Raw genomic sequence first — 23,847 nt, forward strand, 5'->3', positions numbered from 1 at the left:
AGCAGCGTAATATTAGGCCGCCTGACGTTTTTTCAGCGCTGATACCAGCTCGGCCTCGGGACGGGATATTCCACACGTATTCATAAGATCGTCTATATCTGCGCCAAGATCAACCAGCCGCGAGGCTTCATCGTAAGAAATACGCAAAGGGTCATTCTGGCGCATCTCGTCTAGTGTTGTGCGCAGCTCGTGCAGTTGCCGTTCGCAAACCACAAGCCGCTGGCCTACGCCCATACTGCCGCTGGCTGTTGCATGCAACTCCCTGCCAAGGGTATCGCATCGATCCTTGAGCATGGCTTTCAGTTGTCTGTTCTGGCGCCCGAGCACAATGCCGTGTGCAAAGACCAACGAGATCGCTGCGGCAGTCAGTACCCAGGGAAGGTAGGAAGGAATTTCAGTAAACATAATGGACGTCTCCGGTTATTTGCCACGGGAGGCGTCCATCATCAGGCTTGGCCGGTATGGCTCCGGTCTACAGCCCTGCGATTTCAGCCCACTCGTGGTCTGTCAGCATTTTGTCGAACTCGACCAATATGATCAGTTCACCATCCTTGTTGCACACACCTTGGATAAACCTGGCGCTTTCTTCGTTGCCCACATTGGGCGCAGTTTCAATCTCGCTGGCCTTGAGGTACACGACCTCGGCCACGGAATCCACCAGAATTCCCATCACCTGGTCGGCGGATTCCATCACGACAATTCGGGTGGCATCTGTAATATCAGCATCTGCCAATCCGAACCTGCGGCGGGTATCGATAACCGTCACCACATTGCCACGCAAATTGATAATACCGAGAACGTAATCCGGAGCCCCCGGTACGGGTGCAATCTCCGTGTACCTCAGTACTTCCTGAATCTGCATAACGTTCAGACCATAAGTCTCGTTATCCAGCCGGAAGGTCACATACTGCAAGACCTGATCATCATGGGCCTGATTTTGCTGTCCGCTTGGGGCTGCCATAGCCTGTATCTCCTATTCGGCTGCCCGGCGGGCAACCTGATCGTCAAAAAAACATCATCAGTGCCCAATACTATAGTTAAGGGCACAAACCGTGCCAGTACAGCACGGTTTCATTGCGTAACCGGGCCAGCCGGTCAGTTCAAATCTAGATGATGCTCCCGTTCTGCACGCACTAGCAAATCCGCCATGGTGCGCACATCAACCAGAGCACACATTTGCTCAATCACTGTTCCCGCCAACCAGGGCCGCTTGCTGCGAGCCGTGCGCCAGCGCACATCGTCTGGGCTTAGGGTGAACGACTGGGCTACGTCATCACAGGCTAGCCCCCATTCGCTGTTATCCAAGCGAATAACAAACCGGTAGTTGTCGCGAGCATTGGTTGGCACTCTTCCAGACATTATCCATTCAGCGGTATCTACAACCCTCAGGTTCCGTTCAGAGCCTACACGGATACCCATGTACCATCGGGGACTACCGGGAATGGGCCGAATATCTTCTTCAATCCGGTGAATAGCGCCCAACAACACCAGAGGAACCGCAAGTTGTAAACCGGCGACGGTAAAAATCAAACACTCAAACGGCCGCTCTGACCACTCCGGGCGCAGTGCAGGCTCATCTCGCGCGGGCTCAGGCGTCAGCTTCGGCGTGGACGTCGCTACAGCAACGGACTCTGGAACCTGCACGGGTTGTGGTGCAACCTTTACCAGAGGCGCGGGCTCGGGTTTAGGCGCCATCACCGGCTTGGGTGCAATTACCGGCTTGGGTGCAGCCACGGGTTTTCGAGCTGGAGCCGGTTTGGGTTCTTCAAGCTCCTCACGCAAAGCCGTGTCCGTTGCCGTGTGTAGCAATTCGTCCAGATAACTGGCAATGGCCGTGGTCGGGTCTGCCAGCTTTGTCAATTTTTCGTCAGCCATGCTGACGCTCCTTCATCGCACCTGTTCTTGCCAACAAATCATCCAACAGGTGCCGGTACGCCCGAACACCGTGGGTTTGCGCATCCAGCTGAGAGGGAATAATTCCGGCCTGACTGGCGTCACGAAATTTCGTATCCACCGGCACCGCAAACTTCCACAGATTGTCCTGATAGGTTTTACGAAGCTGATTTAGGCTCTTCACCGAAGCCTGAGTGCGCCGGTCAAACATGGTGGGCACGATGGTGTAAGGCAACGGGTTCTTCTGGGAACGCATGATCATCTGCAGGGTGTGCAGCATGCGTTCAAGCCCTTTGATGGCGAGGAACTCGGTTTGCACCGGAATAACAAGATGCTGTGCCGCTGCCAAGGCATTGACCATCAGAACACCCAGCGAGGGCGTGTTATCAAGAAGAACGTAATCAAAATCGTCCCAGAGCTGAGTAAGTGCCCGGGAGATAATCAGGCCCATGCCTTCAACGCCAACCATTCGACGCTCCAAGGTTGCGAGCGCCGTGCTCGCTGGCAACAGGGCTAGCCCGGGAGAGCCGGTGTCTGTAATAAGCTGAGCAGGAAGCCCCTCTGGTACCTTGCCCTGATGCTGAAACAGATCAAAAACACTGTGTGCGAGTGTGTCTGGGTCATACCCAAACCAACTGGTTAGAGAGCCATGAGGATCAAGATCAACCACCAGAACGCGTTTGCCACGCTCCGCCAGCAGGCCACCCAAAGTGACCACAGAGGTGGTTTTACCCACTCCACCTTTCTGATTGGCTACTGCCCAGATTCGCACGCTTTTACTCCAGAAACTACGTTGTTGCGACGCACTAAAATCACCTTGTATCAAGATTTATCGGCCAGTTCCCACGCAACTTGAACGCGTTACGAACCGGCAGCCTGTTGCCGCTTGAATGAATATTGATGGAGTAATACAGAAACCGTGCCAGACATTACAATGCGGTTAAACACCTTAGCGCATAACGCCGCGGATGCTGGCCTCACGGGAGATCAAGAGCACCACACGCCGGTTGCGACGTCGCCCTTCTTCTGTGTCGTTGCGGGCCAGAGGCTGGTGCTCGCCATAACCGACCGCTGCTAGGCGTTCAGGCTCAATACCTTCCATATCCAACATACGTACAACGGCAGCCGCCCGGGCTGCTGACAACTCCCAGTTGGACGGAAAACGCTGAGTGCGAATGGGCTGGTTATCGGTGAAGCCTTCAACCTTTACTGCGTTGTCCCGGTTTCTGAGAACCCGCGCCACCTTATCCATCACCTCAAACGCGTCATAATGTGGTTCGGCATTGCCACTGCCAAAAAGAAGGCTGTCTGGTAGGTTGAGTGACAGCCAACGGTCATTGGTTTCAAGCGTAACCACACCGCGATCAATGAGCTCGTCAAACTCCATGGCCAATTGGTTTGCCATAGTGCGTAAAGCCTCAGTCCGTGCCTGCGATTCTTGCTCGGGATTTCTTGGCGCCTCGGTTACCTCAGGAGGAATAACGTCCTCCGTGGCAGTGACCTCCGGGCGCGGAGGTTGGTCACCGATTTCGATGGGTTGAAAGGATCGCTGGGGCGCGTTAAAAACGCCGGTAAGGGTCTCGGAAAGTACCTTGTACTTACCTTCATTTACCGAAGAGACAGAGTACATCACCACAAAAAAAGCAAACAATAGAGTTATGAAATCCGCATAGGAAATCAACCAACGCTCTTTGTTGTGCAAATCGTCCTGTGGTTGCCTGCGACGCCGCATAATAAGAACCGGGTTTGCCTACTGCAGGAAGCCCCGCAGCCGCAATTCAATGGATTTAGGGTTCTCGCCCTCCGCGATGGCGATTAGACCATCGATCATCATATCTTCGTATCGTGAGCGCTCTTTCACCAATCCGCGCAATTTATTGGCAACCGGAAAAAACAGCAGGTTTGCCAAGGCCACACCGTAGATAGTTGCTACAAACGCCGTCGCGATTCCGCTGCCGAGGGACTCCGGGTTTTCAAGATTGGTCATTACCTGGATCAGCCCCATGACCGCGCCAATAATGCCAATTGTGGGTGAATACCCACCCATAGCCTCAAACACCCGCGCCGCCTCCAGGTTGTGCTGCTCCCGACAATCCAAATCAATTTCCATAATGCTGCGGATGGTTTCTGTTTCGGCCCCATCCACCAGCAGCTGAAGACCTTTGCGCGCAAAATTTTCCGGTTCGTTTTCCGCCAGCCCCTCAAGCCCCAACAAGCCCTGCTTGCGGGCCTTTACGCTCCAGTCGATCACCTTGCCAATGCCATCTTCAATACTGATATACGGCGGAACAAACACCCAACGAACCTGAGCAAAGGCCCGCTTTAATACCGGCCAAGAGGTTTGAAGAATCGTTGCAGCCAAGGTGCCACCAATTACGATAATCGCAGCAGGGCCATTAAACAGTGAGCTCAGTGCGCCGCCTTCAAGCAAATTACCGCCAAGGATGGCGGCAAATGCCAGAACCACTCCGAGCAGGCTTAGGACATCCATTAACAAACGCCCTCAATCAGTCGGGGGCCAACTTCGTCTAACGACAACACTTCATCACTTAGGCCAGCTTTGGCAACGGCCATAGGCATGCCATAAATGACCGACGACTTTTCATCTTGCGACCAGATAGGCGAACCGCTTTGTTTCATCATTCGACAGCCCTCACGGCCATCGGAGCCCATGCCGGTAAGAATCACACCAAGGGTTTTGCCAGGATAAGCCCGAGCGAGAGAGCCGAAGGTAACGTCAACACACGGTCGGTAATTGAGCCTCTCGTCTCCGGGCAAAATCCGGACTCTGGGCTGGCCACTGCGGTTTTCGATCATCATCTGTTTGCCGCCGGGCGCAAGCAACGCCAAACCCGGGCGCAGACTATCGCCGTCTTCCGCTTGCCGGACTTCTATCTTGCAAAGTTTATTCAGGCGTTCGGCAAACGCTGGCGTAAAGCTCGCAGGCATGTGCTGAACCAGCACAATCGGCGAGGGAAAGTTAGCAGGTAACACACTCAGCACACGTTGGAGCGCCACTGGTCCACCAGTAGAGGTGCCAATCGCTACAACGGCATAGTGCCGTGCGGGGCCTTTTCGCGTAGGCCGTTTGGGGGGCTCTTCCGGAAGTGATTGCGCAGACTGACGACCAGATGCCAAAGGGCGGCCCGCCGTGGAAGGCTTAGCCAAGGGTGCACGCGCAGATGGCGAAGCAGGCCTTGGGGATGCCGGTGGTGCGGGAGGCTGCGACCGACCGGACGGACGGCTGCGGGCAACATCCAGCACGCGATCAATCAGGATTTTTTGCAGCTGGCTGCCGTCTCTGGCAATTTCCTCGAAGTTTTTCGGCAGAAAATCAACGGCCCCGGCTTCCAGCGCATCCAGTGTTATTCTGGCGCCTTCGTAAGTGAGCGACGAAAACATCAGCACGGGAGTCGGATGCTTTTGCATAATTTCCCGCACAGCCGAAATGCCGTCCATAATCGGCATTTCGTAGTCCATGGTGATAACATCCGGGCGCAGGGATGCCGCCAGCTCAACGCCTTCCCGGCCGTTAGCCGCCACACCCACAACGCGGATCTGCCCCGACGAGGTCAGTATCTCTGTCAGCCGTTTGCGGAAGAACCCTGAGTCGTCAACGACCAGGACAGAAACCGTCATCCAATTCTCCTACCTGTGTGCCGTGTGCTTTGTTCCATAGAGCCTTCAGCCTGTCGGTGGAAAGCGCCTTCAGCCAGTCGGTGGAAAGCGCCGGCAGTCAACAAAGCATCATTAACTGTAATGCTGCAGCAAGCTAGGCACATCAATAATAAGCGCTATACGACCGTCACCGGTAATCGTCGCACCAGCCATACCGGGCGTTCCCTGCAGCCCGCGCCCCAGCGGTTTGATAACCACTTCTTCCTGACCTACTAGCTGGTCTACAACAAAGCCAACCTTGCGAGTGCCCATGGCAACAATAACAACGTGCCCGTTTTCCGGGCGACCCGAGCCTACAGAGCCTTTAACCAGCCAGCGCTTTATGTGGAATAGCGGGAACACATTGTCTCGTACAACAATACACTCACGCCCATCCACAATGTTGGTGCGGGTCAAGTCCAGATGGAATATCTCCACCACATTTACCAGTGGCAGAGCAAAAGACTGGTCATCAAGCTTAATCATCAAGGTTGGCATGATTGCCAGAGTCAGGGGCACTTTTATGATGATGCGCGAGCCTTTACCCAACGCTGAAACAATACTGAGTTGACCGTTGAGCTGGTTGATTTTGGTTTTCACCACATCCATGCCCACGCCGCGGCCAGAAACGTCAGAAATTTGTTCCTTGGTTGAAAAACCAGCGGCAAAAATCAGATTAAAACACTCAGTATCGGTTAGCCGATCAGCGGCATCTTGATCGTAAATGCCTTTCTCTACCGCTTTGCGGCGGAGCACTTCCGGGTCCATGCCAGCGCCATCATCATCGATGGACAAAAGAATGTGGTCCCCTTCCTGTTCCGCTGAGAGGGTGACCGTCCCCTGCCTTGGCTTGCCAGCTTTCTCTCGCACATCCGGCGCTTCGATTCCGTGGTCCACAGAGTTGCGAACCAAATGCACAAGCGGGTCGGAAAGGGCTTCGACAAGGTTCTTGTCGAGATCCGTGTCCTCGCCATGCATAACCAAGTTCACTTCTTTTTTCATACTACGGGCAAGATCGCGGACAACACGCGGGAAGCGGCCAAACACTTTCTTGATCGGCTGCATGCGAGTTTGCATCACCGCGGCCTGAAGATCGGTTGTAACCACATCGAGGCTGGAAACGGCCTTGTGCATGTGCTCGTCTTCGCTCTCAGAGCCCAATCTCTGAAGCCGGTTTCTAACCAGCACCAACTCGCCCACCATGTTCATGATGTCATCCAGACGTTTGGTATCGACGCGAACCGTGGTTTCCGCCGCGGGTGCTTCTCTAGGAGGAGCGGCTTGTTTGGCGGGCTCTTTAGCCGCTGGCTTGGCGTCAGGTTTCTTTTCAGGCTTGGGCGCGGCTTTCGCGGGCTCGGCACTCTTCTGCGGTGGCTGCGGCTTCACTGGTTCTTTCTCGGAGGCGCTGGCTGTAGGGCTTCCGCCCTTGCCGTGTAGCTCATCCAACAGATTTTCAAACTCGTCGTCAGTGATCAGTTCACCGGCATTACCCGCTTCCGGTGCATCAGCGCTTGTGGCTTCGGTGTTGTCGCTTTCAACCGGTTTTGCAGCAAACTTGCCTTTGCCGTGTAGCTCATCCAGCAAAGCTTCAAATTCGTCATCGGTAATGTCATCGCCGGAGGCGCTGCCGTTAGTGTCACCATTCGCAGAGGCCACCTGCTCGTCACTCGTCGGGCTGTTGTCCGGAGCCGAAACAGGCGCATCGCCGTGCAATGCATCGAGCAACTGCTCGAATTCATCATCAGTGATATCACCGCCATCCTGAGCGCTTTCTACAGAGTCTTCAGCAGGAATAGGCTCTTCGGCGACAGACGAAGAAGCTTCGGTTTGGGGCTGTGCAAGTGCATCCAACGCAGCAATCAGCTCATCGGGCGCGGGGGTTAGCTCTTCCCCGTTACGCACCTGATCGAACATGGCATTAACGTAGTCCAGAGCCTCCAGAACAACGTCCATTAGCTCGGAGTCCACGGACCGCTTGTGGTTGCGCAGTATGTCAAACACGTTTTCCGCAGAGTGGCAGCAGTTAACCAGCGCCTCCAGTTGCAGGAAGCCCGCACCGCCTTTTACGGTATGGAACCCACGGAATATAGCGTTGAGCAGATCACTGTCATCAGGATGTTGCTCAAGATCTACAAGCTGCTCAGACAGCTTCTCGAGAATTTCCCCGGCCTCTACGAGGAAGTCCTGCAGGATCTCATCATCGGCATCGAACGCCATGGGCTAACCTCTCATATTCAGAAACCGAGACTCGACAACAAATCGTCTACGTCGTTTTGTCCCGAGACAACATCTTCACGCTCTTCAGCTTTCATCTGAGGCCCCACGCCTTGTTCGGCAGAGACTTCCTCACTATCAATTTGATGCACTGTGCCGGTAAGTTGATCAACGTGGCTGGCCATGACCACTAAGCTGAGCATTTGCTCTTCAACCTCTTTAACCAAGGCCGTCACACGCTGAATCACCTGCCCGGTCAAATCCTGAAAATCCTGCGCCAGCAGAATCTCTGAAAAACTGTTGTATATGGTATCTGCGTCCTTGGTGACACTCAGGAAAAAAGCATCAACCCGGCCATACAGTTCGCGAAATTCGGCAGGCTGCATTTCGCGACGGCCTAACCGTTGCCACTCTTCTCTTAATGATGAAGCGTCTTCGCGCAGCGTGTTGGCGATTGGCATGCTTTCTTCCACCAGATCCATGGTGCGGTTGGCAGCCTGACTCGTCATCTGAACAACGTATGCCAGCCTGTCGGACGCATCTGTCATCAGCGACAGCACTTCTTTCTGCTCCTGACTACGGGGATCTATCTGGAAATTACGAATTGCCTCGTGCAGCGACCGTGTTAGCCGTCCAACTTCACGATAAAGGCTCTGATCCCTGACTTCGCTCAACTGGTTGATCAGATTCATGGCACCGGCATAGTCGCCGCTCTCAACACATTGGGCGAGTTCTGCTGACTGATGCCGGAGCTTTTCGGTCACTTCTGGCTCAAGATCCCGGTGGATCTTTTTGTCATCGCTCATACGACCCATCCGATTTTCAGTTACTGGATACGTTCAAAAATCTTCTCGATTTTTTCTTTGAGAACGGCGGCCGTGAAAGGCTTTACCACGTAACCGTTCACCCCGGCCTGAGCTGCTGCCACAATTTGGTCGCGCTTGGCTTCGGCTGTAACCATCAAAACAGGAAGGGTTTTCAAGTTCTCATCAGCCCGTACCGCTTTGAGCAGGTCAAAGCCGGACATTCCGGGCATATTCCAATCTGTCACCAGAAAATCGTACTTGCCGCTTTTAAGCATGGGTAGAGCGGTATTGCCGTCATCTGCTTCATCGGTATTGGTGAAGCCCAGATCACGGAGCAGGTTTTTGATAATCCGCCGCATTGTGGAGAAGTCATCCACAATGAGAATTTTCATGTTCTTGTCCAAAGGGACCTCCAGTTAGTAAGACCCGGAATTCGTTTAGCCTATGTGCTCAAAGTGTAGCAGGCCGCTGGTTTAACTATGTATTGTCTGGTCTTTATCGCGCTTGTAAAGCGCCGGTTACCAAATACTACACTCTAGTTGTGTTCCTCAAGGCGCCATTCAGAAAGCCTGCCACGTAATCGCAACGCTGCCTGACTGTGAATTTGGCTGACCCGGCTTTCACTGACTCCCAGCACAGCACCGATTTCCTTTAGGTTCAGCTCTTCCTGATAATAAAGGCTCAACACAAGCTTTTCCCGCTCGGGAAGCTGCTCGATAGCCGCAGCCAAATTGCTGCGAAACGAGTCAGACGTTAGACCATCCAACGGATTATCACTGGCTTCTGTTTCTTCTATCGGCAGCTCTCCGGATTCATTGAGCTCATCCAGACTAAAAAGTCGACCGCTGTTGGCATCGGCCAGAGTGGCGTGATATTCGGAAAGCTCCATGTCGAGTTCTTCCGCCACCTCAAAGTCTTGCGCCTCGCGGCCCTCGCGATCTTCTACAGCCTTGATTGCCCGGGCAACCCGGCGGGCGTTCCGATGAACAGAGCGCGGCACCCAGTCGCCTTTGCGGATCTCATCGACCATCGATCCGCGAATGCGGATTCCTGCATAGGTTTCAAAGGTTGCGCCTTTGGTTGAACTGTAGCGCTGAGCCGCTTCCAGCAACCCGATCATGCCCGCCTGCATAAGGTCGTCGAGCTGCACCGAGGCCGGTAAGCGCGCCATAAGATGAAGTGCAATTTTCTTAACCAGAGGGGCGTGAGTCTCAACGAGTTCCGAGGGACTTTTCACGCCAGTCTGGTGGTATATTCCCAGATTTTTCGCCAATGTCATGCATCCGGTGTTGTTAGACGGGATCCGTTTCAGACTTCGACGAGCCGCTCCACAAAAAACTCCAAGTGACCGCGGGGAGAAGTTGGTAGCGGCCAGCTTTCTACTTTCTCTGCCAGCGCCCTGATCGCAACCGAGGCTTTGGCCCTAGGATAAGCATCCAGCACAGCCTTCTGGCGCTGAACCGCTTTTTTAACAGCCTCGTCGTAAGGCACCATACCTACGTATTGTAGTGCCACATCGAGAAATCGCTCGGTAACACGGGTCAGTTTTTCGAACAAATGACGGCCTTCTTGCTCACTCCCCACTTGGTTTGCAAGAATTCGGAAGCGGTTTGTGCCGTAATCACGGTTCATCAGTTTAATCAATGCGTAGGCGTCTGTGATGGACGTTGGTTCATCGCACACCACCAGAAGGAGCTCTTGTGAGGCTCGCAAAAAGCTCACAACCGATTCGGAGATACCGGCAGCTGTATCCACAATAAGCACGTCAATCTGATCGCCCAGCTCACTAAAAGCGTTGATCAGGCCTGCGTGTTCCATAGGGCTGAGCTGGGTCATGCGCTGGGTTCCGGAAGAAGCCGGAACAATTTTGATACCACCGGGGCCGTTCACCAGAACGTCTCGGAGGTCACACTCCCCTGCCAAAACATCCTGCAAAGTATGGTTGGCGGTAACGCCGAGCAACACATCCAGATTTCCCAGACCAAGGTCGGCGTCAAGCAGAACCACGCGTCTGCCTTTCTGTGCCAGTGCAATGCCAAGGTTAACCGAAATATTACTCTTGCCGACCCCGCCTTTGCCGCCGGAAACCGCTATCACCTGTACCGGATGTGCTTTGCTCATACTGTTTATTATCTCTCGCCAGATTTAACCGGACATGGTTCATAGCCGGATACAACTCAGGCCCTCACGACCTCATGCAGTTTCCCGCGGGCGCTCCGTACCGGGCACTTGCTCCGCAGCCATTTGCTGCTGAGATATTTTCAGACGCTCAACGGCCAAACGTACCAACGGGACCGCTTCAGCATGATGCAAATCTCCCGGGATTTTTTGTCCGTCTGTGTAGTAGGCCACCGGCAAACCGGTTTCCATCACAAAGCCCAAAGATTCGCCCAGAGTCAGGGCTTCGTCAATTTTTGTCATCACGCAGCCCGTAAGACTTGCCATCTTATAGCAATGCCAGACGGATTTCATAATGCGTGGCTGGCTGGTGGCTGAAACAACCAAATGTGTACGAACCTTATGGTGGCTGCGCGCCAACTCTGCCAACTGTTCCTGATAGCCCTTATCGGAACTGGTCAAACCCGCAGTGTCGATCAGCACCAGATGACGGTCTGACAGCTCATCAAGAATATCATCAAGCGTGTTGCTTTCATCCACAACCCGAACCGGAACATTCAGTATGCGACCAAACACAAAAAGCTGCTCATGTGCTGCCACCCGGTAACGGTCTGTTGTGACCAGAGCGATAGAATCTGCTCCGTGTTTCAGCACATAACGCGCTGCGAGCTTGCCAATGGTGGTTGTCTTGCCGGAGCCTGTAGGGCCAACCAATGCGTACACCCCACCCTCATCCAGCCATTCTTGGTGCGGCGTGCGCAGGCCCGCCACGAGCATTTTTAGCGACTGCTTCCAACCATCTTCCAGCTTGCCGCCTTTGTGCCGACGGGAAAGTGAACCAGCAAGGTTTTGGCTCAGGCCAAATTCCTGTAAACGTTCTGCAAGCCGCTGCTGAACCGCGTTGACGCCCGGCTTTTCAGGCTCAGCACGCCGGCCGTTCATTAGGTCCCGCAAGGAGCTGATTTCCGCACGCATGCGCGCAAGCTCATCGGAGTAATTGGGTGTGCTGGCACCTTGTGAAGACGGCTCTATGTATTCGTCGCTCGCGGCCTCATGCAAATCCACAAAGGAGGCTTCGGCATAGCTCTGCCCGCGCGCGGCCCGGCTTTCCCGCACGTCACGAATACGAGTGCGGGACCGGCTTAGTTCATCTTCCAGCCGACGATGGCGCTCTGCCTGCATTTCAGCAAGACGTGCGCCGTTGGTGGCTTCACTAGCTTGCTCGCCAAGGCTTTGGCGCGCCATGTTTTCGTCGTAATCCAGAGCCGTGACAATTTCAACGCCGCCATCTACTCGGCGGTTGGAAAGGATGACAGCATCCGGCCCCATCTGCTCACTGACCTGCTTCAGGGCTTCAGCCATGCTTTTGGCAAAAAAACGTTTCACTTTCATGATATTGCATCCTCCACCGGCAACGCATCTCCTGCGTTGTCCGTTCTTTCATCCGCTGGCTTATTGACCAACAGACGCCACGATCGTTATCTGCTTGTTATCCGGTATTTCTTGATAAGAGAGCACATGCAGCCGCTCCACACCGTAACTGGCAAACTTGGCGAGCACCGGCCGCAGCGGCCCGGACACCAGCAAGATGGCTGGTTTCCCCAGCATTTCCTGCCGCTGCACGCTGTCTTGTAATGAACGCTGCAGTTTCTCCACCATGTTCGGCTCCAACACCATGCCTATATCTTCTTGGCCGCCAGATTGTTGACTCTGCTGAACAGACTTAAGCAACAACTGTTCCAAATCCGGATCGAGAGTAATCACAGGGATCTCTTGATCATTGCCACAGATGCTTTGAACAATCATCCGCCGCAAAGACTGACGCGCTACTGTAGTCAGCAGCTTGGGGTCCTGGCTCTTCGGATGCACGTTCACTATGGATTCAGCAATGGAGCGCATATCGCGGATAGGCACTTCTTCTTTGAGCAGATTCTGCAGTACCTTTAGCAAGAGGCTGATAGACACAGTGGTTGGCACCAACTCTTCTGCCAACTTGGGCGACGCTTTCTCCAACTGATCCAGCCATTTCTGAACTTCTTCATGCCCAAGCAGTTCGTGAGCGTGTTTTTGCAACACCTGATTCAAGTGCGTAGCCACAACGGTGCTTGCGTCCACCACGGTATAGCCCAGCGTCTGAGCCTGATCTTTCTTTTCAGGCTCAATCCAGCTGGCATCCAAACCGAAGGCCGGGTCTTTGCCTTCTATACCTTCTACTTTTCCGAATACTTGCCCGGGATCTATGGCCAGCTCACGGTCTGGGTGGATTTCCGCCTCTGCTAACGTGACACCCATCAAAGTGATGCGATACACATTGGGCATGAGGTCCAGATTGTCTCGAATATGCACAGAAGGCATGAGGAAGCCCATATCCTGCGACAGCTTCTTGCGAACACCTTTTATACGGCTGAGTAGCTGGCCGCCCTGGGTCCTATCTACCAGCGGTATCAGGCGATAACCCACTTCCAGTCCGACAATATCCACCGTTGCCACATCATCCCAACCCAACTCGCGGGTTTCTCCCGGCGCGGGAAGCTGGCGGCCCTGATCACCTCCTACATCGCCGCTCAAGGGGATATCACGCCCACCACTCCCCGAAACAACACCCGCACCACCTCGGCCCGGAAACGAGCTACCCTCTTCAACCGTTTGCCGATCTTTGTTCCAGATGTACCAGGCAGCTCCCGCCGCAAGCCCACCCAGCCCGAGGAAAGCCACATGGGGCATCCCCGGAATCAACCCAAGCAGAATCAGAATGCCTGCGGCAATACCCAGAGCTTTGGGCGCGCTGAACATTTGCTGAAGAATCTGCCCACCCATATCCTGACTGGAGGTAACCCGGGTAACCATGATGGCAGCGGAGGTGGAAAGCAGCAGCGACGGAATCTGTGCAACCAAACCATCACCGATGGTGAGTAGCGCGTAACGCTCCATGGCCAACCCAAAATCAAGTCCATGCTGAAGCATACCGATGGCAACACCACCAATGATATTGATGGCCAGAATCAATAAGCCCGCAACCGCATCGCCCTTCACAAATTTTGAAGCACCGTCCATGGAGCCGTAGAAATCCGCTTCCTGAGCAATCTCCTCCCGCCGGTGCTTGGCCTCATCCTGATTAACCAACCCCGCGTTCAGGTCCGCATCGATTGCCATTTGTTTGCCTGGCATGGCATCCAATGTAAAACGTGCGCTTACTTCCGAAACCCGGCCCGCACCTTTTGTTACCACCAAAAAGTTGATGATCATTAAAATGGCAAACACCACCAGACCAACCGCATAGTTACCGCCGATCAACACCGCGCCAAAGGACTCAATAACTTTACCTGCGGCATCACCGCCTTCGTGCCCTTCCAACAAAACAATTCGCGTAGATGCCACGTTAAGCGCCAAGCGCAACAGGGTTGCCACCAGCAATACCGTTGGGAAGGACGCAAACTCCATCGGCCGCAGTGCGTATACGCACACCAGCAGAATGACAATCGAAAGCGTGATGTTGAAGGTGAAGAAAACGTCTAGCAAAAACGCTGGCATGGGCAGAATCATCATACCCAACAGCCCCATCAGCATGATGGGTACGCCGAGGTTGCCCTGCGTCAGGGATTTGACGTTATTGAGGACTAAAGCTCTGTCCATGCCCTAAGCATCTCCGATTTACTGTTTCTGAAGGCGTTTTCAGGGTCGAGATTCTGACGCCAAAGTATCTTTAACCCTGTTACCGCAAGATCCATACCAGCGCGTTCAAATTTTCACTTGGCAGGTGGCTTTAGGTGCCTGACTCACCTTGTAAGATGCGGTATCCTTGCGCCACTTAATCGCGACATTGCCCCTCAAACCCAGACCCATAAAACAGGTGAGCCCATGCCAGTCCACGAGGTAAGACACCCCCTGATCAGACACAAACTCGGCTTGATGCGTCGCGCCGAGATCAGCACTAAAAATTTTCGTGAGCTGGCACAGGAAGTCGGTGCTTTGCTGACCTATGAAGCCACCAAGGATTTCAGCCTGCAGGAAAAAACCATTGAGGGATGGGCAGGGCCGGTCAGCGTGGAGCAAATCCAAGGCAAGAAAATCACTATCGTCCCTATTTTACGGGCCGGGCTCGGCATGCTGGATGGCGTTCTTAGCCTAATCCCGGTGGCACGGGTAAGTGTGGTGGGCCAGATTCGAAACGAAGAAACGCTGGAAGCCAATACCTATTTGGAAAAGCTGGTGGGTGAGCTGGATCAGCGTATGGCTCTGATTGTTGACCCTATGGTTGCGACCGGCGGCTCAATGATTTCCACTATCGATGTGCTTAAGAAAGCCGGAAGTACCGAGATTCGCGCGTTGGTCCTGGTTGCTGCACCGGAAGGTATTAAAAATGTTCTGGACAAGCACCCGGACGTTTCCATTTACACTGCGTCTGTGGACGACGGCCTGAACGAGAAGGGCTACATCCTGCCCGGGCTTGGCGATGCCGGTGACAAAATCTTCGGCACCAAGCAAAAGGACAACTGATCATGCAAGATCACACTACAGATTCGATCTGGAAGCAGGCTATCGCCGGCTCCCAAATGCTACTTGTAGCCTTCGGCGCCTTGGTGCTGATGCCCTTGATCACCGGCCTTGATCCGAACGTTGCTCTCTTCACCGCAGGCCTTGGCACACTTATTTTCCATATTGTGACCGGCGGCCAGATCCCGATCTTTCTCGCCTCGTCTTTCGCATTTATCGCACCGGTAATTGCTTCCAAGGGCAAATTCGGTCTTGAGGAAACTCTAGGCGGTCTGATGGCGGCGGGCATTCTTTATGTTCTTCTCAGCGGTGCGATAAAACTCCGTGGCACCGGCTTTGTAACTCGCCTGCTGCCCCCCGTGGTCATTGGCCCGGTCATTATGGTGATCGGTCTTGGGTTGGCCCCGGTTGCTGTGCACATGGCTTCTGGCCGCACAGGCGATGGCGCCGTTCAGCTGATCCCACAGGTTACCGCTCTTTGGATTGCTATGATCTCGCTTGCTGTGACGATTGTTGCATCGGTATGGTCCAAGGGCATCTTCCGGCTGATCCCTATCATGTTTGGCGTGATTGTTGGGTATGTGCTTTCTGCGTTTGCAGGCGTAGTTGATACAACACCTATCCAGCAGGCACCTTGGCTTGCGGTTCCTAACTTTGTAGCACCTGCGTTCAGCTGGGGCGCCATTCTGTTCATGATCCCGGTTGCCATTGCCCCGGCCATTGAACACATTGGCGATATTCTGGCGATTGGCAATGTGACCCGAAAAAACTACCTCGAAAAGCCCGGTTTGCACCGCACACTGCTAGGCGACGGCTTGGCCACTAGTGCCGCGGCTCTGTTGGGCGGGCCACCGAACACCACTTACTCCGAAGTGACCGGCGCGGTGATGCTGACCCGCAATTTTAACCCGAAGGTTATGTGGTGGGCGGCCTGCACTGCCATCGTTTTGGCGTTTGTAGGCAAGTTTGGTGCGGTTCTGCAAACGATTCCGGTGCCGGTGATGGGCGGCATTCTGTGCCTGCTGTTTGGCTCCATTGCGGTGGTGGGTATGAGCACGCTAATCCGTCATCAGGTTGATCTTTCCCAATCGCGGAATCTGGTTATCGTGGGTGTCACACTGGTATTCGGCATCGGCGGCATGGTGCTGGGCCACCTTGAAGGTATCGCCTTATGTGCGGTGGCGGCCATCATCCTGAACCTGATTCTTCCGGGTAGCCGCGAAGCCTGGGGTAAGGCTATTTACGAGCACAAAGAGAACTGATCTCAACGTTAGTTATTGCGCCACTGGTGCCTTCTGGCACTGGTGGTGATCTCTTCTTTGCACTGCCCCTCTTTTACTAAGCCTGCCGACTTAAATGTGTGCCTACGGGTGAGTGCCCCTCCCAAAAACCGCTACGAGCACATCCATGTGCGCTTGTCTCCGGCCATCCTTGGCCTACGACATTTTTGGGAGGGGCACTCACCCGCAGGCTATCCAACTTTTCGGATACCTCAACGTAGCTCGATCGAAATAATACAATCGAAATCATATTAATGTGTTTTCTTGCCAGCGATATCGCGATGTTTAAGAAGCAGCAGTGGTGGGGCTGTTCAGGACTGTCGGTGGCCAAGGACGGCCACCGTCAAGCGCCCAGGGATGGGCTAGTAGCGTGTCCTGAACAGCCCCACCACTGCTGCTCTGCCACAAAACTATAATGCTGGAAGCCCAACTCAGATATCACGCCGCAAATCAGAAGGAATCGGAAGGTCAGGCATACCAGGCTTAGGCCCACGTCCCTTACGGAATTGCCGGAGCTGGAACACATAAGCCAGAACCTGAGCGATGGCCATGTACAGGCCATCGGGGATTTCGTCGCCTATGTCGCTGTTGTGATACACCGCGCGGGTTAACGGCGGCGTGCGCAGAATCTCGACCTTGTGCTCGCGGGCAATCTCCATGATTTTGAAAGCCGTCTGGTCATTGCCCTTTGCCACAACCATTGGCGCGCCCATAGAATCCGGATCGTATTTTAACGCCACAGCATAGTGAGTCGGGTTGGTGATCACCACATCCGCCGTTGGCACATCCTGCATCATACGGCGCTGGGCCATTTCGCGTTGGAGCTGGCGGATTTTACCCTTAACCTCAGGCTTGCCTTCCGAATCCTTGTATTCGTCTTTGACTTCCTGCTTGGTCATTCTCAGCTTTTTCTGATGATCAAAAATCTGGAACGGCACATCGATAATGGCAATGATGATGGTGGCACAGGAAAGCAAGAAAAAGCTCCAGCCCAAGGTCCATAGCACGTGCTCCATGGCTGGCACGGCGGGCTCGTTGGCGATGGAGAGTAGATCTTCCGTGCGAACGTCCAATATGAGAACCGCCAGAGCCATCACCAAACCCACTTTTGCAATGGCTTTAACCAACTCGATCAAAGAGCGCGCAGAGAACATCCGACCCAAGCCTTTGATAGGGTCCATGCGGTTTAGCTTGGGGGCTATGGCTTTACCGCTGAATAGCAAACCACCAATGCCAATAGAGCCTGCAATCGCGGCGATGAGTAGGAGCAGGAGAATGGGAGAAAGCGCCCAAGCGGCAGCTTTTGCGGAGGCTATCAACTGCACACTCATGTGCCGAGTGTCGAATATGGCAGAGCGCTCCAGCGTGAAAGCGTCGCGCATGATAGCTTCTAGCGTGGCACCCAGATGCGTTCCGAAGATTAACAAACCGCCAGCGCCAGCAATCAAAACAGCCATAGTAGCCAGCTCTTTTGAGCGCGCAGTCTGGCCATCCTCCTTGGCTTTTTCTAGCCTTCGGGGGGTGGCCTCTTCGGTTTTTTCCTGACTGTTGTCGTTTTCTTCAGCCATGTTTTAGCTCTTGGCCTTTTCGTTAGGGTTGCCCTTGAAGGCCCCGCATAAATTCAAACGTTTGCTGGGTGTATTCTTGAAAGTGCGGCAGAAAGTTGGCGTGCAGCACCCAAATAGCAAACAATCCAAAAATCAGGCCAATCGGAAAACCAAGGGCAAAGATGTTCATCTGGGGTGCGGCGCGAGTCATCACGCCAAAGGAAATGCTTACGATCAATACCGCCGTTACCGCTGGCAATGCCAACAGCATGGCAGAAGCGAACATCCAACTTATTCTGTGAGCAAGTTCCCACACACCCACCTGACCAAGGCCTTCCATTCCTATAGGCATGGTTCGGAAACTCTCAATGAAGACTTCGAACGCCACAAGGTGCCCATTCATGGCGAGGAACAGCAAAGTAATAGTAATAGTGTAGATCTGCGCTAATACCGGCACGTTAACGCCATTGGCGGGGTCAACCATCGAGGCGAAGCCCAAGCCCATCTGCATGGCAATCATTTGGCCAGCAACTACGAACAGTTGCCAGAGCGCAGTTAAAGCAAACCCCATACCTACGCCGATCAGGATTTGCTGAAGAGTAATTACGACCGCATCCGCACTGAGAGCTTCAACCCGCGGCACTTCCGGAATCATCGGCACGATCAAAATAGTCATTAACAGCGCAAGCCCCAACCGCACTCTGGCGGGAACCAGCTGGGTACCAAAAATGGGGATAACCATCAAAAAGCTGGCCAAGCGGAAGAGCGGCCAAAGGTGCTGCCCTACCCACTGGCCGAGCAAGTCAGCGCTGAGTTCCATGGGAGTCATGGCTCAGCCAATCAGGTAAGGAATGCTGGATATCAGCCGGTGTGCGTGATCCAACAACTTGGTCAGCAGCCAGGGCCCCAAAGCTATGATCACGATAAGCGTTACCAGTAGCCTTGGAAGAAAGCTCAAGGTTTGCTCGTTAATTTGGGTGGCCGCTTGGAATGTACTCACCACCAAACCAATCACCAACCCCGGCCCGATAATGACGGAGGCAAAAAGCACGATCATCCACAGCGCTTCGCGCACTATGTCGATAACGGTTTCCGGAGTCATATATTCCTCCTATATCCCATAACTGGCAGCGAGTGTACCCATGATTAAGGCCCAGCCATCTACCAGCACAAACAGCATAATCTTAAACGGCAACGAGATAATAATAGGCGACAGCATCATCATACCCATCGCCATCAATACACTGGCAACAACCATGTCGAGAACCAAAAACGGAATAAACAGAATAAACCCTATTTGAAACGCGGTTTTAAGCTCGCTGGTTACGAAGGCGGGCATCAATATCCAGAAAGAGACATCCTGAGCAGTATCGTACTCAACGTCTGCAATCCGCATGAACAGGGCAAGATCGTCTTCACGTGTCTGCCCCAACATAAATTCCTTGAAGGGGGCGCTGGCAAGCTCAACAGCTTCCAAAGACGTGACTTCTTCTTGTAGATACGGCTGTAAACCAACGCGGTTGGCTTCTTCCAGCACCGGCTTCATGATGAAAATACTGAGAAACAAAGCCAAGCCAAGCAGTATCTGGTTTGAAGGCGTGGCCTGCAAGCCCAGCGCCTGACGCAGAATGGCAAATACCACGATGATGCGAGTGAAGGAGGTCATCATCATCAACATAGCGGGCAGAAAGGTCAGCGCGGTCATCAACGCCAAAATCTGCAGGGTTACCGTGTATTCCTCAACACCCTCGCCCTCACCGGGCTGAACTGTAAACGCCGGAATACCGGGCAAGTCTGCAAACGCGAGCGGCGCCCAGAATAAGCCTGCGAGCACGATAAAAGGCGGAGCGAGTCGTTTGAGTGTGGCCACCATCATAGGGCTAATCATTCCTTATTCGGAGCCGTCCAGGATTTACCGATTATGCCTTGCAAGCGTTTGGCAAAATCTCCGGAGTTCGGGTTACCTGCTTTAACCACCGGCTCTTCAAAGACTTGCAGCGTACGTATGGCCGAGGGGGTAATGCCCAACAGAATTTGCTGACCGCCCACTTCAATCAAGGCAATACGTTCTCGGGCTCCAATGGCCATCACGGAGACTACCTTGATGGCATTATTGTTCATTCCGGTCATGCCGTTCATTCGCCGAATAATCCAGGCGCAGCCGTAGATAATCGCAATAACCGCCAGCAAACCAACGCCGAGGCTAAGCAGTGTGCCCAAGGTATCCGGCGCGTTGCCTGCCATTTTTGCCGGTGCACTCTGTGCGGCCTTGGCAGTTTCTTCTGCAGTGGCAGGTGCGGCCAACAGGAACAGCGGCACAACTGCCGTTTTTATCCACATATTATTTTTGCAGCCGCTTGATGCGTTCGCCCGGGCTGATCACGTCGGTCAGGCGGATACCGAACTTCTCGTTAACCATAACAACTTCGCCGTGGGCTATGAGTGTGCCGTTCACCAACACATCCAATGGCTCGCCGGCAAGCCGGTCCAGCTCAATGACCGAGCCTTGGTTCAATTGCAGCAGGTTACGGATGGGTATTTGGGTATTCCCGACCTCCATGGAGATGCTAACAGGAATGTCCAGAATCACATCCAGATCGGGTGGTGTCCCGCTACCATGAGCCGCCATGGTGCCTTCGTCAAACTCTTCCATGGGTGCAGCACGCACTCCACTATCTTCGCTCTCATCCGCACTGTCACCGGTTTCACCGGCCTCTTCCATAGCCTGAGACCATTCATCATCCAGCGACTTTTCAGAGCCTTCATCGCCGGACTCTTCCATGGCCGCTTCCCATTCGGCTGCCAGCTTTTCGTCCTCGCTCAGCTCCTGACCGTCTTTCTTGTCGTCAGCCATTGCGTTCTACCTTCAGTTGTTTTTTTACCTTGGGGCGTGTTGCCCGCTCATGAATTCTCAGCGCCAGTTTTCCGTCTCGGGTTCCCATGGTTGCTTTATAAATAGGAATGCCATTGGCGGTTACCGTCAAATAGTCAGGCACTTCCACCGGAATAATATCGCCAGCTTTTAACTTGGCGATTTCCCGCAATGAAATTCTACGCCTACACACCGTCGTATTTACCGGTACCTCAACTTCTTTAATGTCTTCCTGTAGGGCACCAACCCAGCGCTCATCGATATCGTCAACGTCGCTTTGAACGCCAGCGTCCAATACATCACGGATGGGCTCAATCATGGAATAGGGCAAAGCAAAGTGCAGCTCGCCACCACCGCCATCGAGTTCAATGTGGAAAGTGCTGACCACCACCACTTCGCTCGGGCTCACGATATTGGCCATGGCGGGGTTCACCTCGGAATTGAGGTATTCAAAGTTTATTTTGATAACTGCCTGCCAGGCTTCCTGCATGTCCGTGAAAACCTGATTGAGCACCATCTGCACAATGCGGTTTTCCGTGGGGGTAAACTCCCGGCCTTCGATTTTTGCGTGCCGACCCTCACCGCCAAAAAAGTTATCAACCAACTTGAACACCAACTTGGCATCCAGAACAAACAAGGATGTGCCCCGCAAGGGGCGCACTTTGCAGAGGTTCAAACTGGTTGGCACATAAAGTGTGTGTATGTATTCACCAAACTTCATGATTTGAACGCCGCCGGTAGAAACGTCTGCGTTGCGGCGCAAGAGGTTGAACAAGCTGATTCGGGTATAACGGGCGAAGCGTTCGTTGATCATTTCCAGCGTGGGCATCCGGCCCCGTACAATACGGTCTTGGCTGGCAAGATCGTATGACTTTACGCCAACCTCGTCGGTTTCTTCATGGGTATCAATGTCACCATCATCTACGCCATGAAGGAGCGCATCAATTTCATCCTGTGACAGTAAATCCTGCATACCATGTCCTGCCGCTGAAAAGCCTTACCCGCGTGCGGGCTCTGTTGCTCTGTTTGCACTAGCCTAAAATGCTTTTTTTGGTCTGGCTTGGCCTGCTCTGTAACGCTCTGGCCGTCGCGCTCCTAAACGAAACATCTATTGAACGACAAAGTTCCTGAACAGTACCTTGCTGACAGCAGGCTCCCCTTCTTGCTTCAGTACCTCATTCACCGTAACCAGCATATTCGCCGCCAAATTCTGCCTGCCTTCTGGCGTTTGCAGCTCTGTAAAACTGCTGTTGCCAAGCACCATAACAAGCTGGCTACGAATCAGCGGTAAGTGCAGCTGTGCTGCCGTCAGTGCCTGCGGGTCGTCTGCCTCCAGAGCCACATAAGCCTGAGCGTAGCGTTGGCGCCCCTCGCCCTGCACTGTCGTTACGAGTGCTTTCTCGATGGCAAGATAAACACTGGGGCTGAAGGTTTCCTCTGCAACACTGGCTTCAGCTTTCGTGTCGTCGCCCATACCGGGTAAGCCACCGCCGAGGAACCACAAGGTTCCTGCAACCGACAAGGCAATCGCAAGAATCACCACCACAACCAGCAGTATGATGAGTTTTAGTTTGCCTTTTTTGGCCGGTGGTACCGCAGCTGCGCTGTTTTCTGCCATAGTGTTTTTCGCCAAAAATCCGTCAATGAACGTTCGTTTCGATGACTTTTATACAAGGTCTGCAAAGGGCGGGCCATAAGCCCCAACCCTCCACTCAGAACCGCAGTTTAGCCTTGCAAGGAGAGATGGGCAAAGTGGTTTGACGCCTCACGCTGAGTATAAGGGGTGGGCTTTCAAGCAAAAATATCAACGGCGCCTTTCCAGCTTAGGTCCAGATTATCAGTTTGCATGTCTTCACTGGTGCCTTCCGCAGCTGAAAGCACTGAACCAGAGCCGGCAGATGAGTCGTCTCCTTCATCTGAATCCTGCTGTCCGGACTGGTTTCGGGAATTATCCGAAACGTCGAATTGTGCCAGATCAAGCCCCTGCTCACCCAGCATGTCGCGCAGCCTGTGCGAGTGCAGTTCCAACTGTTCTCTTACCACGGGATTCGCCGAATGCACGGTAATATTCGCCTGGTCATTTTGCACCCGAACACGAACCTCCATGGGCCCCATATCTGGCGGTGTTAAGTGAATCTCGGCAACCGACAGGTTTTTGGCTGTGAGCCAACTCAGCTTACCCATCAGTTTATCCCCCCACTCTGCGTGGTTTACGGGCACATCAACCGATGTTGCATAACTCCGCAGGGGTGCCTGTGCTTCTGCCGCCAACTTGCCAGTGGCGTTATTGGCGTTTTGTTGGGCAACCAGTTCCATCGCAGACTCAAACCGATTGCCGGTTAGTAGGCTGGCCGGGTCCATGGCACTGGCTTTGTCTCCGCCCGCAGGAATCAATGCTTCGGTTAATTGCAGCGCAGTCACCAGACTACCGCTGCTGCCAGACACAGCCTGCCCTGACTTCCCCCCTGCCAAACCAGCAAACAGCTCACTCCCCTTTATAGAGGCCGGTCCACTCGCCGCAGCATTATCTGGTAGCCCACCACCCGGAAGTAGCAGTGCTTGTAGTTCGGCAAATGTCAGCGCTGCTGCGTTCGTTTCCATATCCGGCGATGTGTTTGGCACCGCTTCCGAATTCTCTTTATCAGCTACTTTGCTTTCGCCGACTGCCTTTTTCGAATCGGTCTTGCTTACCTTCTGGGCGCCCTCGCCGTTTCCAGAGGATTTTGCGTTATTGTTGCGAGCATTATCGGGCGCATCGCTCCGCCCGGACTGTTGGCGATCGAGGCGCCTTTGTTCAGCACGAGATACGGATTCATATCGGCTTTCACCGGCGCCACTGTCGCGATCCGAGCTGGCTTTCTGCGCGCCAGCATCTTTCTGTATCCCCGGCGCGGGGGTCTGGGGGAGAACCATTTGAGTCATGGCAACCTCTTGCCGCTTTTAATCCGTAGGTGCCTGATTCAGCC

The 23,847-nt window shown here is 53.8% G+C and carries 25 protein-coding genes; 2 read left to right on the forward strand and 23 right to left on the reverse strand.

Features of this window, described 5'->3' with window-relative positions:
- Window positions 1-12: 12 nt before the first annotated feature.
- From FE845_RS02270 to flhA, 14 genes are all read right to left on the reverse strand, one after another.
- Window positions 13-405 carry a DUF2802 domain-containing protein gene (locus FE845_RS02270; RefSeq protein WP_200361552.1) on the reverse strand — a complete coding sequence of 131 codons (393 nt, stop codon included), beginning with the start codon at window positions 403-405 and terminating at the stop codon, window positions 13-15.
- 67 nt (window positions 406-472) lie between these two features.
- Entirely contained in the window at window positions 473-961 is a 489-nt protein-coding gene (locus tag FE845_RS02275; protein ID WP_200361553.1) for a chemotaxis protein CheW, read from the reverse strand.
- 134 nt (window positions 962-1,095) lie between these two features.
- Window positions 1,096-1,875 carry a chemotaxis protein CheW gene (locus FE845_RS02280; RefSeq protein WP_200361554.1) on the reverse strand — a complete coding sequence of 260 codons (780 nt, stop codon included), beginning with the start codon at window positions 1,873-1,875 and terminating at the stop codon, window positions 1,096-1,098.
- Window positions 1,868-2,665 carry a ParA family protein gene (locus FE845_RS02285; RefSeq protein ID WP_200361555.1) on the reverse strand — a complete coding sequence of 266 codons (798 nt, stop codon included), beginning with the start codon at window positions 2,663-2,665 and terminating at the stop codon, window positions 1,868-1,870. The genes FE845_RS02280 and FE845_RS02285 overlap by 8 nt, the downstream gene beginning before the upstream one ends.
- A gap of 177 nt (window positions 2,666-2,842) precedes the next feature.
- On the reverse strand, window positions 2,843-3,625 hold the full coding sequence (gene motD, locus FE845_RS02290; protein WP_200361556.1) for a flagellar motor protein MotD: 783 nt from the start codon (window positions 3,623-3,625) through the stop codon (window positions 2,843-2,845).
- A gap of 18 nt (window positions 3,626-3,643) precedes the next feature.
- The gene (locus FE845_RS02295) at window positions 3,644-4,384 is read right to left on the reverse strand and encodes a flagellar motor protein (RefSeq protein WP_200361557.1); all 741 of its coding nucleotides are present in this window, start codon (window positions 4,382-4,384) and stop codon (window positions 3,644-3,646) included.
- On the reverse strand, window positions 4,384-5,532 hold the full coding sequence (locus tag FE845_RS02300; RefSeq protein WP_200361558.1) for a protein-glutamate methylesterase/protein-glutamine glutaminase: 1,149 nt from the start codon (window positions 5,530-5,532) through the stop codon (window positions 4,384-4,386). The genes FE845_RS02295 and FE845_RS02300 overlap by 1 nt, the downstream gene beginning before the upstream one ends.
- Window positions 5,533-5,643: 111 nt before the next feature.
- Window positions 5,644-7,767 (reverse strand): chemotaxis protein CheA, encoded by a 2,124-nt coding sequence (locus FE845_RS02305; RefSeq protein WP_200361559.1) that lies wholly within the window; start codon window positions 7,765-7,767, stop codon window positions 5,644-5,646.
- Window positions 7,768-7,784: 17 nt separating this feature from the next.
- Window positions 7,785-8,570 (reverse strand): protein phosphatase CheZ, encoded by a 786-nt coding sequence (locus FE845_RS02310; protein WP_200361560.1) that lies wholly within the window; start codon window positions 8,568-8,570, stop codon window positions 7,785-7,787.
- 20 nt (window positions 8,571-8,590) lie between these two features.
- Complete coding sequence (cheY, locus tag FE845_RS02315) at window positions 8,591-8,974, reverse strand: chemotaxis response regulator CheY (RefSeq protein ID WP_008173086.1); 384 nt, start codon at window positions 8,972-8,974, stop codon at window positions 8,591-8,593.
- Window positions 8,975-9,105: 131 nt separating this feature from the next.
- Window positions 9,106-9,849: an RNA polymerase sigma factor FliA gene (locus tag FE845_RS02320; RefSeq protein WP_200361561.1), complete on the reverse strand. Its 744-nt coding sequence runs from the start codon at window positions 9,847-9,849 to the stop codon at window positions 9,106-9,108.
- A gap of 29 nt (window positions 9,850-9,878) precedes the next feature.
- Complete coding sequence (locus FE845_RS02325; protein WP_200361562.1) at window positions 9,879-10,691, reverse strand: MinD/ParA family protein; 813 nt, start codon at window positions 10,689-10,691, stop codon at window positions 9,879-9,881.
- A gap of 72 nt (window positions 10,692-10,763) precedes the next feature.
- Window positions 10,764-12,080: a flagellar biosynthesis protein FlhF gene (gene flhF / locus FE845_RS02330; protein ID WP_200361563.1), complete on the reverse strand. Its 1,317-nt coding sequence runs from the start codon at window positions 12,078-12,080 to the stop codon at window positions 10,764-10,766.
- 60 nt (window positions 12,081-12,140) lie between these two features.
- On the reverse strand, window positions 12,141-14,321 hold the full coding sequence (gene flhA, locus FE845_RS02335) for a flagellar biosynthesis protein FlhA (protein ID WP_200361564.1): 2,181 nt from the start codon (window positions 14,319-14,321) through the stop codon (window positions 12,141-12,143).
- A 225-nt stretch (window positions 14,322-14,546) separates the two neighbouring features.
- Between flhA and upp the strand changes: the two genes are divergently transcribed.
- Entirely contained in the window at window positions 14,547-15,185 is a 639-nt protein-coding gene (gene upp, locus FE845_RS02340) for a uracil phosphoribosyltransferase (protein ID WP_200361565.1), read from the forward strand.
- A 2-nt stretch (window positions 15,186-15,187) separates the two neighbouring features.
- Window positions 15,188-16,444, forward strand: coding sequence for a uracil-xanthine permease family protein (locus FE845_RS02345; protein WP_200361566.1), 1,257 nt, complete (start codon window positions 15,188-15,190; stop codon window positions 16,442-16,444).
- A gap of 449 nt (window positions 16,445-16,893) precedes the next feature.
- Here the strand turns inward: FE845_RS02345 and flhB are convergent, their stop codons facing one another.
- The 9 genes from flhB to FE845_RS02390 all read right to left on the reverse strand — a co-directional run bounded on the left by flhB (window position 16,894) and on the right by FE845_RS02390 (window position 23,803).
- A complete protein-coding gene (flhB, locus tag FE845_RS02350; protein ID WP_200361567.1) occupies window positions 16,894-18,030 on the reverse strand; it encodes a flagellar biosynthesis protein FlhB in 1,137 nt (378 codons plus the stop codon).
- Between the two features lie 22 nt (window positions 18,031-18,052).
- Complete coding sequence (gene fliR / locus FE845_RS02355) at window positions 18,053-18,838, reverse strand: flagellar biosynthetic protein FliR (protein ID WP_200361568.1); 786 nt, start codon at window positions 18,836-18,838, stop codon at window positions 18,053-18,055.
- A gap of 3 nt (window positions 18,839-18,841) precedes the next feature.
- Complete coding sequence (fliQ, locus tag FE845_RS02360) at window positions 18,842-19,111, reverse strand: flagellar biosynthesis protein FliQ (RefSeq protein ID WP_200361569.1); 270 nt, start codon at window positions 19,109-19,111, stop codon at window positions 18,842-18,844.
- Window positions 19,112-19,120: 9 nt separating this feature from the next.
- A complete protein-coding gene (fliP, locus tag FE845_RS02365; protein ID WP_200361856.1) occupies window positions 19,121-19,885 on the reverse strand; it encodes a flagellar type III secretion system pore protein FliP in 765 nt (254 codons plus the stop codon).
- A gap of 8 nt (window positions 19,886-19,893) precedes the next feature.
- Window positions 19,894-20,349, reverse strand: coding sequence for a flagellar biosynthetic protein FliO (fliO, locus tag FE845_RS02370; RefSeq protein WP_200361570.1), 456 nt, complete (start codon window positions 20,347-20,349; stop codon window positions 19,894-19,896).
- A 1-nt stretch (window position 20,350) separates the two neighbouring features.
- The gene (gene fliN, locus FE845_RS02375; RefSeq protein WP_200361571.1) at window positions 20,351-20,863 is read right to left on the reverse strand and encodes a flagellar motor switch protein FliN; all 513 of its coding nucleotides are present in this window, start codon (window positions 20,861-20,863) and stop codon (window positions 20,351-20,353) included.
- On the reverse strand, window positions 20,856-21,854 hold the full coding sequence (gene fliM, locus FE845_RS02380) for a flagellar motor switch protein FliM (RefSeq protein ID WP_200361572.1): 999 nt from the start codon (window positions 21,852-21,854) through the stop codon (window positions 20,856-20,858). Before fliM ends, fliN begins: the two co-directional genes overlap by 8 nt.
- Window positions 21,855-21,989: 135 nt before the next feature.
- Entirely contained in the window at window positions 21,990-22,499 is a 510-nt protein-coding gene (gene fliL / locus FE845_RS02385) for a flagellar basal body-associated protein FliL (protein WP_200361573.1), read from the reverse strand.
- A gap of 173 nt (window positions 22,500-22,672) precedes the next feature.
- Window positions 22,673-23,803: a flagellar hook-length control protein FliK gene (locus tag FE845_RS02390; protein WP_200361574.1), complete on the reverse strand. Its 1,131-nt coding sequence runs from the start codon at window positions 23,801-23,803 to the stop codon at window positions 22,673-22,675.
- Window positions 23,804-23,847: the final 44 nt, after the last annotated feature.

This window comes from Marinobacter sp. 1-4A, assembly GCF_016597725.1.
Lineage (GTDB): Bacteria > Pseudomonadota > Gammaproteobacteria > Pseudomonadales > Oleiphilaceae > Marinobacter.